The organism is Agrobacterium larrymoorei (assembly GCF_013322225.1).
Lineage (GTDB): Bacteria > Pseudomonadota > Alphaproteobacteria > Rhizobiales > Rhizobiaceae > Agrobacterium > Agrobacterium larrymoorei_A.
The window spans coordinates 1-12,748 of sequence record NZ_JAAMFB010000025.1; the positions used below are offsets into that span (position 1 = coordinate 1).

Annotated in this window: 13 protein-coding genes and 2 pseudogenes; 11 read left to right on the forward strand and 4 right to left on the reverse strand. The window is 57.5% G+C overall.

The window, feature by feature from the left end; all coding sequences use genetic code 11:
* Nucleotides 1-176: 176 nt before the first annotated feature.
* From G6L28_RS15825 to G6L28_RS15865, 9 genes are all read left to right on the forward strand, one after another.
* Complete coding sequence (locus G6L28_RS15825) at nucleotides 177-809, forward strand: ABC transporter ATP-binding protein (RefSeq protein WP_337795771.1); 633 nt, start codon at nucleotides 177-179, stop codon at nucleotides 807-809.
* Between the two features lie 46 nt (nucleotides 810-855).
* Nucleotides 856-1,404, forward strand: coding sequence for a cupin domain-containing protein (locus tag G6L28_RS15830; RefSeq protein WP_202033676.1), 549 nt, complete (start codon nucleotides 856-858; stop codon nucleotides 1,402-1,404).
* 437 nt (nucleotides 1,405-1,841) lie between these two features.
* The gene (locus G6L28_RS15835; RefSeq protein ID WP_174064799.1) at nucleotides 1,842-2,771 is read left to right on the forward strand and encodes an NAD(P)H-binding protein; all 930 of its coding nucleotides are present in this window, start codon (nucleotides 1,842-1,844) and stop codon (nucleotides 2,769-2,771) included.
* Nucleotides 2,772-3,342: 571 nt separating this feature from the next.
* Nucleotides 3,343-4,458 carry an ABC transporter ATP-binding protein gene (locus G6L28_RS15840; RefSeq protein WP_174064800.1) on the forward strand — a complete coding sequence of 372 codons (1,116 nt, stop codon included), beginning with the start codon at nucleotides 3,343-3,345 and terminating at the stop codon, nucleotides 4,456-4,458.
* Nucleotides 4,455-5,105: an ABC transporter permease gene (locus tag G6L28_RS15845; RefSeq protein ID WP_174064801.1), complete on the forward strand. Its 651-nt coding sequence runs from the start codon at nucleotides 4,455-4,457 to the stop codon at nucleotides 5,103-5,105. Before G6L28_RS15840 ends, G6L28_RS15845 begins: the two co-directional genes overlap by 4 nt.
* Nucleotides 5,102-5,773, forward strand: a complete 672-nt coding sequence (locus G6L28_RS15850; RefSeq protein ID WP_174064802.1) for an ABC transporter permease — start codon at nucleotides 5,102-5,104, stop codon at nucleotides 5,771-5,773. The genes G6L28_RS15845 and G6L28_RS15850 overlap by 4 nt, the downstream gene beginning before the upstream one ends.
* Before the next feature lie 64 nt (nucleotides 5,774-5,837).
* Nucleotides 5,838-6,752: an ABC transporter substrate-binding protein gene (locus G6L28_RS15855; protein ID WP_174064803.1), complete on the forward strand. Its 915-nt coding sequence runs from the start codon at nucleotides 5,838-5,840 to the stop codon at nucleotides 6,750-6,752.
* A 92-nt stretch (nucleotides 6,753-6,844) separates the two neighbouring features.
* Nucleotides 6,845-7,585: a histidine utilization repressor gene (gene hutC, locus G6L28_RS15860; RefSeq protein WP_174064804.1), complete on the forward strand. Its 741-nt coding sequence runs from the start codon at nucleotides 6,845-6,847 to the stop codon at nucleotides 7,583-7,585.
* Between the two features lie 72 nt (nucleotides 7,586-7,657).
* The gene (locus G6L28_RS15865; RefSeq protein ID WP_174064805.1) at nucleotides 7,658-9,154 is read left to right on the forward strand and encodes an HAL/PAL/TAL family ammonia-lyase; all 1,497 of its coding nucleotides are present in this window, start codon (nucleotides 7,658-7,660) and stop codon (nucleotides 9,152-9,154) included.
* 12 nt (nucleotides 9,155-9,166) lie between these two features.
* On the opposite strand, the gene G6L28_RS23135 is transcribed toward G6L28_RS15865, so the two are convergent.
* From G6L28_RS23135 to G6L28_RS15875, 3 genes are read right to left on the reverse strand one after another with little or no spacing between them, the layout of a single operon-like run.
* The gene (locus G6L28_RS23135; RefSeq protein WP_337795772.1) at nucleotides 9,167-9,442 is read right to left on the reverse strand and encodes a hypothetical protein; all 276 of its coding nucleotides are present in this window, start codon (nucleotides 9,440-9,442) and stop codon (nucleotides 9,167-9,169) included.
* A complete protein-coding gene (locus G6L28_RS23140; RefSeq protein WP_337795773.1) occupies nucleotides 9,421-9,933 on the reverse strand; it encodes a hypothetical protein in 513 nt (170 codons plus the stop codon). The genes G6L28_RS23135 and G6L28_RS23140 overlap by 22 nt, the downstream gene beginning before the upstream one ends.
* Nucleotides 9,930-10,970, reverse strand: a complete 1,041-nt coding sequence (locus G6L28_RS15875; protein ID WP_174064806.1) for a fatty acid desaturase — start codon at nucleotides 10,968-10,970, stop codon at nucleotides 9,930-9,932. The genes G6L28_RS23140 and G6L28_RS15875 overlap by 4 nt, the downstream gene beginning before the upstream one ends.
* Before the next feature lie 134 nt (nucleotides 10,971-11,104).
* Here G6L28_RS15875 and G6L28_RS15880 point away from each other — a divergent pair, with 134 nt between their 5' ends.
* Both G6L28_RS15880 and G6L28_RS15885 read left to right on the forward strand, forming a co-directional pair.
* Entirely contained in the window at nucleotides 11,105-11,941 is an 837-nt protein-coding gene (locus tag G6L28_RS15880; RefSeq protein WP_174064807.1) for a helix-turn-helix domain-containing protein, read from the forward strand.
* A gap of 257 nt (nucleotides 11,942-12,198) precedes the next feature.
* A pseudogene (locus tag G6L28_RS15885) lies at nucleotides 12,199-12,630 on the forward strand (LysR family transcriptional regulator); the annotation flags it as partial.
* A gap of 14 nt (nucleotides 12,631-12,644) precedes the next feature.
* On the opposite strand, the pseudogene G6L28_RS15890 reads toward G6L28_RS15885, so the two are convergent.
* Nucleotides 12,645-12,748 (reverse strand): annotated as a pseudogene (locus tag G6L28_RS15890) (IS481 family transposase); the annotation flags it as partial.

A 12,748-nucleotide genomic window follows, 5' to 3' on the forward strand; every position in this document is an offset into this window, starting at 1 on the left:
CGCTGGGTGACGCTGAGCACGTGAGCCGAGGGGAGAACTGTGTCCGCAGTCAGCCACATCACCCATCAACCAGCCGACATGAACCAAGAACCGCCCCTCAAGAGAAAGGGCGGCGGGGTAAGGCGCATGCATGTCAGGTGGCTGTGTGGCTCACGTGGTTATGCAACGGTCCCATTGTGGGAGAGTCTGGATCGGGGAAATCGACGCTCGCTCGTAGCGTGGTTGGCATGGTTGCCCCTCAAACCGGGTCAATCGCATTAGAGGGGGAACATCTCGCGCCTTCCGCTCCTGCTAGAACCATCGAACAGCGGCGCAAGATTGGAATGGTTTTCCAAGATAGCAGTTCGGCATTTGATCCGCGCTTCACCGTAGAGCAGATATTGAGGGAGCCAATTAAACTGCTTGCACGCGGCACCCCGGAGATTTCGATCAGGGAGTTGCTGGATCTCGTCAGCTTGCCTTCGGATGTGCTTGACCGGCGTGCACGCGATTTGTCAGGCGGTCAAAGACAACGCGTAGGCATTGCAAGGGCACTAGCAGGGTCGCCCAAATTGCTTATTTGTGATGAAGCCGTCTCAGCGCTCGACGTTTCCGTGCAGGCGCAGATCCTGAACCTCCTGGTGGACCTACAGGCGGAACGTCGGCTATCCCTTCTTTTTATTACCCACGACCTAGCTGTGGTCGAATATCTCGCCGATCACATCGCGGTCATGTATCGAGGTGAATTCGTAGAAAGAGGTGTCGCCGCAAAAGTACTTGATCATCCTGAACACGCGTACACCCGCCAACTTCTGTCCGCCGCGGCATGAGGTCGAACTGGCCCTACCTTTCCAAATATCAATAAGGACGCATAAGATGACAACAAGCAGCGAAGACGACAAATCCGCTTCACCTCACTCTCATGCCCACTCGATCGCCGAAGAGCCGCGTTGGAAACACGACGGTATAAGGGTCATCAAAGGGGATCAACTCGATCCAAATACAGCGCAGACGCCGGGTATGTTCAGACAGGCAGCAGTCAATCACGCCCGCGTCGGCGCCCAGAAAATCTGGGCTGGCACAGTTGCGATTGAGCCCGACGCGAAAACAGGCGTCCATCACCACGGTGCTCTGGAAAGCGTTATTTTCGTCATCAGAGGCAAAGCGCGGATGAGATGGGGAGACCGGCTCGAATTTGTCGCCGAGGCGGGGCCTGGCGACTTTATTTTCGTTCCTCCATATGTGCCACACCAGGAAATCAACGCCGATCCTGATAATGTCCTGGAATGCGTACTTGTCCGATCCGACAACGAGGCAGTCGTCGTAAACATCGCAAACATCGACCCGGTCGAGAAGCCGGAAACCGTGTATTGGATCGATCCTATTCATCGCGATGATCAACGAAGTGATGAGGCCGGTCAGTGAGCCCAGCAAATCGGGGTTTTCGCTCGTCATCCCCCGAACTGTGTGGTTTTGCTTCATAAGCGCTGTTCAGCAGCCTCGGCTTGTATCTACAAAGTCAGAATGTCACGCTGCCCGAGCCTGAACGTCTCTTGGGAGATTGCAGATGGGATCAACAAGGATATGCATCGACTGAACTATTCGGGCAATAAATCACCCAACCTGCCCTTGTTCATCTAGCCCGGATTAGAGAATACGCTTTTTAGATTGCGCTCGCCCTTTAAGTTCTATATTGATTTCGACCAACATCTAAGAACGGCGGGATCTCGTGCATTCTACCACGAGGATAAAACCCATCAGGCACAACGAGCTTCTGTTCGTGGGCGATCCTTATGCGGACACCAACGTTGTGATTGGTTTGGCGAGCAGGATCGGTTTGTGACAAACGCAATGAGGAACGCATGAGCAGAGATAAACGTCGCCCGATCTTGGTGACAGGCGCAGCGGGCGCCGTTGGAGCGATCGGCCGTAATGTTACGACAAATCTATTGGCCGAGGGATTTCACGTCCGCGCTCTGGTGCGTCGGGAGGATGACCGCTCAGCCGTGTTGCGTGATCTCGGCGCTGAAATTGTAATCGCTGACCTGACGGACCTTTCCTCCATGCATCGCGCCATGGAGGGTGTGTCCCAAATCTACTTTGGCATGTCCGTGTCTTCGTCCTACCTCGAAGCAACCGTCAACACCGCTGCTATCGCTCGCCATCACGGCGTTGATCTGTTTGTGAATATGTCCCAGATGACTGTTTCGCAAATGAGTATAAGTGAAACGACCGAAAGCCCACAGCATAAGCTGCACTGGCTGGCGGAACAGGCCTTGGAATGGTCTGGCCTGCCGGTGATCACGGTTCGGCCAACGGTGTTCATGGAAGGGTTTTTCCTGTTCTTCGCCGCTGCCGGGGTGCGGGACAGGGATGAGTTGATCCTGCCACTCGGCGATAGCATCACCTCACCAGTTTCTTCCCTCGACGTGGCTGATGCCGTTTCGACTATACTGGCCGATCCAGCCCCGGAAATCGGTCGGGTTTACAATCTGACAGGCCCGGTTGCCACTAGTTTGGAAAATTACGCGAAGACATTCTCCGAGGCGCTTGGGCGGACTATCCGGTACCGGAACATACCGATCGCAGTCTGGGCCGACAAATTGCGCGAACGGGGTGTGCCTGCACACGTGGTCAGCCATCTGGCTGCGATGGCCGACCTTCATCAGCAGGGCCGATACAATCGATTGACCGACGATTTTGCAAAGCTCGTCGGGAGGGAGCCGACGAATATGCACCAGTTCGTCAAGCTTCACGCAAAGCAGTTCGCCAGACAGGATGCGACTGTCTGACCTTGCAAACCCATTGCACGGATGAGACTGGAGCGGCGCGGGATGCAAAAACAAATCCCGAGCACGCGCCGCTGCTTGAGGTTCTGCTGCGAGGATGTTTGGCCACTCTCGCTCATGACTGCGTCTGACTACCGGTATTGTCCAACAAATTTGTAAACCGTAACGTTGCTCGCGATCTGTAACCGAGCCTCGCAGACATCAGCCGGGCAAACAGCAGATTTCTGGCCTCGAATGATTTGCACTGGTTACAGTCCTCGAGTTGCTCCTCCCTCCTCCGCTTCCGTAGCGAAGCAATTGCTGCTGGTTATTGGAATTGCCAGCACGTCCCCTGCAATCAAAGCATGCCTTACCGGCTGTAATCCACAAGCCTGCCTGAACAACCTCTAATGCCGATTGCCCTGCGCTCGCTGCAGATGCGCCAACAATCCAGCACAAGATTTCATCATAGCGGCGCCACGCAATTTCTTTGAGCATTCCCGCTTGCGTACGACTTACCTTCGTGCTTGTATAGACAACTAAGAGATATCGGACCAGTGGCCAAGTCCGATTGTCGACAAAAGGGAACTGCGCCATGATAACGTTCGACCACGTCAGCAAGCACTATCGGGGACCGACAACGGCTGTCGACAATCTCTCGTTGACCGCCCCAAGCGGCAAACTCACAGTTTTCGTCGGTCCTTCAGGCTGCGGTAAAACGACGTCTCTGCGCATGATCAATCGGCTAATCACGCCATCCTCCGGCAAAATTCTTCTCGACGGCGAGCCGACAGACAGGATGGATGTCGCCCTGCTGCGCCGCAAGATCGGCTACGTCATCCAAAACGCCGGTCTCTTCCCGCACCGCACCGTCGTACAGAACATCGCCACAACGGCGCGACTGAACGGAACGCCCGAGGATAAGGCTCTTCGCACTGCCCATGATCTCCTCGAGCGTGTCGGTCTCTCATCCGCCTTCGCCGATCGCTATCCATGGCAACTATCCGGCGGCCAGCAGCAACGCGTCGGCGTCGCGCGGGCGCTCGCGTCAGATCCGAAATTCATGCTCATGGATGAGCCTTTCAGCGCCGTCGACCCGGTTGTTCGGGCCCAATTGCAGGACGAGTTCCTCCGCCTCCAGCGCGAAATCGGCAAGACCATCATCATGGTCACGCACGACATCGACGAAGCCCTGAAACTCGGAGATCAGGTCGCGGTTCTGCGCACCGGCGGCACGCTGGCGCAGATCGCCACTCCCCAGGAATTGCTGGCGAGACCCGCCGATGACTTCGTTGCCGACTTCATCGGGCGCGACCGGGGTTATCGCATCCTCGGCTTTGCCGAATTCAACAATGGCGGCGTGCCGCTCGGTCAGGAGCCGACAGCTGCGCTCGGCACCACACCGGAGGCCCTTCGTCAAATGGCAACCGACAGATGGGTACTCGTCGCAGACGCGGAAAAACGCCCGCTGGGCTGGGCAGATGTCGAAACCGTCAGAGCTCCGTTGAGAGACAGCGACCTCAATCTCAGCGGCACGCTCGCGGTCGAAGGCAGCAGCCTGCGCCATGTTCTCGATGCGGCGCTCAGCTCTCCGTCAGGCCGCGGCGTCATTGTTAGCCAGGCTGGCAAATTGGAAGGCACCGTCACCCTGTCTCATGTGGCAACAGCGATCGAGGTTGCGCGCAGCGGTCGCGTGGGAGCGCAGGTATGAGGTTCGACTGGCTGTACCGCGAGTCCGGCCGTATCGCCGAACTCTTCCTCTGGCACCTTTGGCTTTCGGTGATACCGGTGGTTATCGGCCTCCTCCTCGCTCTTCCTCTCGGCTGGATTGCGCAACGGGCCGGTTTCTTCCGCTCCACAATGCTCGGCGCGGCAGGTTTGCTTTACACCCTCCCGTCTCTTGCCCTCTTCGTGCTCTTACCGCTCGTTCTCGGTACGCGTATTCTCGATCCGCTCAATGTGGTCGTCGCGTTGACAATTTATGCGCTGGCGCTTCTCATCCGCACCGTCAATGACGGCCTCGATTCCGTGCCGCCCGATGTCATTCAGGCTGCGAATGCCATGGGCTATCGTACAGTGCCGCGGCTTCTTCTCGTTGAGCTTCCGCTTGCGGTGCCGGTCATTGCCGCGGGCCTGCGTGTCGCCGTGGTATCCAATGTCAGCATCGTCTCCGTTGCAGCGCTCGTCGGCACACCGCAGCTCGGCCTTCTGTTCACGCAAGGGCTTCAACTGCGCTTTCTGACGCCGATCATCGCCGGTATCGTGCTTTGCGTGATGCTGGCAGCTTTGCTCGACGGGATCGTGCTCTTTGCCACGAAACGCCTGACACCATGGAAGCCCGGAGGTGCAGAACGATGATCGCATGGTTTTCAGACCCGGCCCACTGGACAGGAACCGATGGCGTCTTTGCGCTTGTCATCCAGCACCTGATCTATAGTGGCATTGCCCTCTTCTTCTCCTGCCTGATCGGCTTGCCGATCGGTCTCTATGTCGGCCACACTGGCCGCGGCGTGGTCGTCATCGCTGGCCTTGCGAATGCGCTGCGTGCCCTGCCGAGCCTCGGTCTCATTGTACTCCTCGTCATTCTCTTCGGTCCGATCTTTGCCTCAGACATGGCATTCATCGTGCCCAGCATCATCGTTCTCGTTTTGCTGGCCGTTCCGCCCATCATGAGCGCGACCTATGCGGGCGTTGCGGCGGTGGATCCGGCAGCGGTGGATGCTGCGCGCGGCATGGGCAAGCGTCCGCTCGATATCCTCTTCGATGTCGAGCTCCCCTGCGCTCTGCCGCTGATTTTCTCCGGGTTGCGCAGCGCCACACTGCAGATCATCTCCACGGCAACCATCGCAGCTTACGTGTCGCTTGGTGGGCTTGGACGCCTCATCATCGATGGCCGTGCGCAGAACGATTACTACCAGATGGCGGCTGGCGCCGTTCTGGTCGGTGCGCTTGCACTTCTGGTCGATCTGGTGATCGGCATCATATCGAGGCTCACCGTCTCACCAGGGCTAACCCGCCGGGCATAGAGCGGGCGATCAACCAAGACTGCATTTTCATTCTGAAGACGTTGAAACAAAAGGAGTAGCTTGCATGGCATTCAATATACTAAAGGCCGCCGGTGCATTTGCGCTGTTCGCGCTTTCCGCCACCACGGCGCTTGCCCAGACCGATCCCCTCGCAGCCGCTCCGGCCCAGCGTACGGATACGTCCACCATCGTCGTCGGCTCGGCCGATTTCCCCGAAAGCCAGCTTCTGGCCACCATCTATGCCAAGGCGCTGGCTGCAAAGGGCATCAAGACTGAAACGAAGCTCAGCATCGGCAGCCGTGAAGTCTATATGCCGGCACTTCTCGATGGCTCGATCGATCTCCTGCCGGAATATGCCGGTGCAACCTTGAGCTACCTCGACAAGAATGCGACCGCCCACTCGCCCGAAGACGTTGCGAAGGCTCTCAAAGCCGCCCTGCCCGAAGGCGTCACGATGCTGACACCCTCTCAGGCTCAGGATTCAGACGGTGTCGCCGTCACGCGCGCGACGGCCGAGAAGTACAAGCTGAAGACAATCGCAGACCTGAAGGCCGTCGCCTCCGAACTGGTACTTGGCGGCCCTCCGGAGTGGAAGACCCGCAAGGAAGGCATCATCGGCCTGAAGGATCTCTATGGTCTTGAGTTCAAGTCGTTCAAGTCTCTCGATGTCGGCGGCCCGTTGACCCTTTCGGCACTTCTTAATGATCAGGTACAGGTGGCTAACCTCTTCTCGACAGACCCGGCGATTGCTGCCAACGATCTGATCATTCTTGAAGACGTCAAGAACCTGTTCCCGGCACAGAACATCGTGCCGGTTATGGCAAAGGCCAAGGTCAACGACACCGTTACCAAGACGCTGGATGCGGTTTCGGCTGCCTTGACGACCAAGGACCTGGTCGTCATGAACGGCCGCCTTGCCAATCACGACAGCTTCGATGTGGTTGCCGAAGAGTGGCTGACGACACACAAGTTGAACTGACTGCTGTTTGCGGGTATGGCACGCACCATACCCGCACACGCGCCCGCGACGCGTCAGATGCCGGACCTTCGTCGTTCGCCTTTTGGAGCCTCATGCAAACGGTAGAGAAACAGGTCGACAAGCGCCAGGACGAGCAGGCAGCCGACAAGCCGCTTTACGTCACGCTCAAGGATTATGTTCGAAGCCGTGTCGAAACCGGCGAATGGTTGGTCGGGCAGCGGGTTCCTTCGGAAAACGAACTGGTCGAACTGCTCGGCGTCAGCCGCATGACCGCCAACCGCGCGTTGCGCGAGCTGGCCGATGAAGGCTTCGTCGTTCGCGTGCAGGGCAAGGGTTCGTTCGTCGCCAGCAAAAAGCGGACGTCGCAGTTTCAAAGCGTTCCCAATATTGCAGACGAGATCACCGGTAATGGCGGCATACATACGGCAAATGTCATCATGCTACGGATGGAGAGCTGCAATACCGAACTGGCAGAGGCACTTTCGGTTGAAATCGGCAGCGCCGTGTCCCATTCGATCATGGTGCATGCGGAAGATTCCGTGCCGATGCAGATCGAGGATCGTTTCGTCAACCACTTGATCGTCCCGCAATATATCGAGCAGGACTTCGCCAGAACCACGCCGAACGGCTATCTTACATCCGTTGCACCGATCGTCAGGGCAGAGCAGCATATCGAAGCTGTTACAGCGCAGCCCTGGGAATGCAAACTACTCGCCATTTCCAAGACGGAACCCTGCCTTCTGGTTCGCCGCCGCACGTGGTCCGAAGCTGGCGTGATCTCCTCGGTACGCCTGCTTTACCCCGGCAGTCGCTATCGCCTCTACAGCACCTGATCCTGCCTTTGGGGAAATCGCCACCCTCTTCCCAAAAGAGCGCTCCCTTCCAACGAATATCAAGAAAACCGAATGACCGTTTTGCTCGATGACAGACTGACTTGGCAGGACGTGGCAAAGGTCGGCAAGGGAGAGGCATTGACCCTGTCGGACGCTTCCCTTCAGCGCATCGAAAAAGCCCAACGGATCGTGGAAAGTATCGTTGAGCGCGGTATCCGTGCCTATGGCATCAACACCGGTGTCGGCGCGTTGTCGGACACTGTGGTCGACCGCGCTGCGCAGGGAAAGCTTTCTCGCGGCATCATCCTGAGCCACGCCTGCGGCGTCGGCCCGCTTCTTCCACCTCGCGAAGTGCGCGCCATTATTGCTGCACAGATCGCCAACTTCGCCCATGGATATTCTGGCGTGAGCCGCAAGATCGTCAACCATCTGACAACCTTTCTTGAACGCGACTGCATCCCGAACGTCCCATCTCGCGGATCGGCGGGCTACCTGACGCATAATGCGCATAGCGCGCTGGTGCTTATTGGGGAAGGGTCGGCCCAGATCGGCGGGCGCGCCATTAGCGGGCGCGCCGCACTCGCCGAACTCGGCCTTGAACCGCTCGTACTTGGCGCAAAGGAAGGCCTGAGCCTCGTCAATGGCACCGCCTGCGCCACCGGACTTTCGAGCGTGGCGCTGGACCGGGCTGCTCAATTGCTCGACTGGGCCGATGCCATCGCCGCAATGACGCTTGAAGCCGCCGGTTGCCAGATATCTGCCTTCAATGAGGCTGTGCTATCGCTGCGCGTGTCCGATGGTATTGCAAAGGTAGGCGCAACGCTGCGCGCGCGCCTCGAAGGTAGCGAACTGATCGAGGCCGCCAAAGGCCGGCGCACACAGGATGCGCTCAGCCTGCGCTCCATACCCCATGCCCATGGTGCCGCACGCGATCTGTTCGAAACCTGTGCCGCTATCGTCAACCGCGAACTCGCATCGGTTACCGACAACCCAGCCGTCGCTGGCACGCCGGAGGACCCGCTCGTCTGGTCGGAAGCCCATGCGGTGGCGCCCGCGCTCGGTCAGGCGGCCGACGCCCTTGCCATTGCCATCGCGCAAATTGCAGCCATGAGCGAGCGTCGGATTGACCGGCTGGTCAACCCGCTGGTGAGTGGGCTGCCGCCCTTCCTCGCGTCCGACCCCGGAAGCCATTCCGGCTTCATGATCGCGCAATATACTGCGGCGGCTCTTGCAAACGAGAACCGGCGGTTGGCAGCGCCTGCCTCCACCGATGGAGGTCTGACCTCGGCGCTGCAGGAAGATTTTCTCGCGCATCCGACCGCTGCGGCCAACAAGCTTCTCGCCATCATCGACAACGCCGAATACATCCTGGCGATCGAATGGCTGGCCGCCACACAGGCCCATGATTTTCTGGAAACCGTCGCGCGCAGAGGGCCGGGCACGGACGTGCTCTACAGCCTGCTCCGCTCGCACCTCGACCACTATTCGGACGACCGCCCGATTTCGGCAGACATGGAAAACACCAAAGCACTCCTGTCGAAAACCATGCCTCCAGCTCAATCCGTGTGAGGGTTGCGCCGGTTATATGTGAAAGTCGAGATGGATATTCTTGGCGCGGATAAACGGCAGACCCTTACGCTGCCGCGTCCAACCAACGACGTGCAGGTTTCTTGCCGCAGGCTCGTATCGCTCAGCCAGCATCCATGACCGGCAGTCGATTGCGGCGAAGTCGGCCCTACCCTTTGCAACCGCTATGACCGAAGTGCGATGCGCACCGGTTTCGATCAGTGCGGAAAACATGTTCAGGCTTTTGCCCATCGTTTCCAGATCGCGTTTCAAGGCGAGATGGCCAGACATCGAGCGACGCTCGCAAAGGCAAGCTTTTTTCCTTGAAACGACGAGAGCGGCAGTACCGGTTCGCCAGTCTCAGGTGCCATGACGCTTTCGCCTTCCTCCCTTCGGGCAACGATAGCGCTCGAATAGTAAATTCCTGCGCCCCCCGCGACATCGTCATAGCCGTTCTGCCCAATGACCTGAACATGATCCTGCAATCCAAGCTCCATCGGGCCCCAGCAGGTGGCGGAGATGAGAAGAGCCGGGTGGCGCCACAGGACATCGAGATCAAAAGCATCCGGATCGAGTGTCGCCGGGTCCGGCGCTATGACCGATCCATCCTCGCTGCAAATGCCGCCCGGAACGGGAGGCATGTCGGCGTTTCGACGAACGAGATGTCGGGGTGCATCGATGCCGTTCGCGATGAAGCGGGCACGCATGTTATCCCACCTGCGATCCACTTCGGAGCGCACTTCTGGCCAGTCATACATGGGAAGAGCCGCAACCCAGGTCACGCCAGCAAATCCGGGATCGTGGCACCAGCCGACGACTGATATCCCGCAACATCGCGCTCATCCTTCGTAATGATATCGTTCGCGACGACCGGTTCGTCCCGTCGCCATGCTGGATGCACCACAGTCTCCTTCGCCTTAAACGCAAATGCGCGGAAAACCTCAAAATAGTTGGCGAACACGTAGCCCTCGTTCATCCTTTGCCATTCTGTGCGCCGGGCGTGATAAAGCGATGGAAGCTTGTACCATGCCGCGGTGGGCAATTTATGGTGCACAAAGTGCAGGTTGTTGTAGAGAAAGAGCGGCGCAAGCAGCGAATTTTCAACGATGATCGTTCGCCCGTCCGGCTGCTCCGCCCACTGGTGCTCACAATAGGAGCGAATGGCGATGATCGAAACACCGAGATAGGCTGATACGCCAACATAGAACCAGACCGGAATCCCGAACAGTTGCGAGACTGCCAGCAAAGTCGGAATGAGCCCGGCAAGGTGAAGTGTCCATGCGACCGCGACCTTGCGATCGCCCTTGCGGATCTTGCGCCATTCGGACGTGGTAAATCCGACCACCATAAGCAGAGGACCGATCAGCACACGCCCAACCAGCGTGTTGCTCCATGCGAACAGCCGCTTGAGGAGCGCCGGCATTGTCTCCCAGTCACGCATGGCGCGATAATAGCTTTCAGGATCATCGAAGGGATCTGTGAGACGCTCATCTGCGTGGTGTTGAAGGTGCGTTCGCTTGTAACTGCGGTAAGGATAGAACACGCCAAGCGGCGCAAAAACCAGTGCCTCGTTGACCCTCGCGCTTCTCGTGGGATGTCCGTGCAGGACCTCGTGCTGAAGCGAGGAGTGCAGTGCAACCGCCATCCCTATCAGCACAAGCGCAACGATTGGATATACCGGATAAAGAAAGTAGCCAGCAGCGCCCCAGAGACCATAGCACGCGGCTAGCAAAGCGACCGTCGGCCACTCTATTCGAAGAGCCCTTGGTTGGCGTCGATGGAATCCTTTGTTTTGCTCGTTGAGTGAATTCTTGCTCATCATGTCCCCTGGTGCTTCGTCCCGGTCAGGGTTTCATCAAGCCATGATACGCACAATGAGAGTATGGTGACCAACTGTCGATTTTGATAACAAAAACTATAATATGTTTACTTTAGTAAACATTGAGGTGAGTTATGGACAAGCGTGCGCTGGCGGAACTCTTCCGCGTCCGTTTGCTGGAATTGGTGACGCGGTCTGGCAACAGCCATTCGGCGTTTGCAGCCGAAATCGGCATCGACAGATCGGCGCTTTCGCAGCTCTTGTCGCGTGATTCGGCGCGTCTTCCACGCGTGGAAACGCTTCTCAACATTGCCGAACGCCACGCGGTCTCGCTGGATTGGCTTTTAGGTATCTCGCATGATCCAGGGCTTACGGGGGAGTTGCGACCGAGCTTCGAAATTGAAGAAGGCGGCGAGGACTATACTGACACGCTGCTGATGAAATGGCATGCCGAGGCGGCCGGGTCGAAGATACGATATGTCCCAGCACGCATCCCCGACCTGCTGCGAACCCCGCAGATCATTGCATTCGAAGCCGAGAGTGCGCACCAGAGTGTCGGAGCACAGGCCAGTGAATCGGCCTTCCGGCTCGACTACAATCGCCAGCCGGGCACTGACATGGAAGTCTGCATGCCCTGTGAAACTCTGGAAGCCTTTGCACAAGGGCATGGGATGTGGAGCGGGCTGAATAGGGAGGTGAGGGCCGCACAGCTGCGCTACATGTCCGACCTTATCAATGAGCTTTATCCGTCGTTTCGCCTATTTTTATTTCAGGAGAAGGAACGCTTCTCCGTGCCTTACACGATCTTTGGATCGCAACGCGCAGCCATTTTCGTGGGAGGCATGTATCTCGTACTCAACAACTCTGAATCCATCCGCAAGATGCAGCGCCATTTTGATGAATTGATCCGCTATACTCGCGTGCACGCACATCAAAGCGCTGACTATGTGCGGACGCTTGAGGTCATATGACAGTCAGTTGAAGTCGCTCACTTCTAACTGCTAGAGCTATAGGTCAATCACCGAGTATAAGCACAACCGAGATATCTCCCGCGCCTCGAGCGCCTACGAACCTTCAATGCCTCAAACCAAAACTGAACGAAGCCTGTTATTAAAGTCCTTAACGCCGCAAAGGGCCGAAATTTATCGACGTTTAGCAAGAACCTGCATAGCCCGGCTTACAGACGGGGTATAGAAAGTTATTATGTTTATCTAGCAGCAGGCCTTTCGTGGATCAGATACTCGCTATACGCACTTTTGTCCGCGTCGCCGAAGCCGGTTCCTTTGCGAAGGCTGCCGATACGCTGAACCTGCCCCGGTCATCCGTCAGCAAGCTTGTGCAAGATTTGGAGACGCATCTAGGGACCAAACTCGTTGAGCGTACCACCCGGTCTGTTACGATGACGACAGAGGGCGTGGCGTATCATGAGCGTGCGTTGCGGCTGCTGGCTGACCTTGATGACATGGACGGTACGGTCGCAGGCTCACGGCGTGTTCCGAAAGGGAAGCTTCGGGTCGACATCGGATCCGTTTTGGCAAATAAAATTTTGATCCCATCGCTTTTGGATTTCCAGGATCAGTATCCGGACATCGATCTCATGCTGGGAGTAAGCGATAGATCAGCCGATCTTATCGGCGAAGGCATTGATAAAGGTGGCTCGGAAAATCTGCACAGCTAGGTGTTTAGTCCCGGGAATTGATGGGTCGGGTCGGTGGTGAATCGATCCGGTTCATTTGTCAAGCTCCGACAAATGAATTCGTATGGAGTGAGGCCTTTGA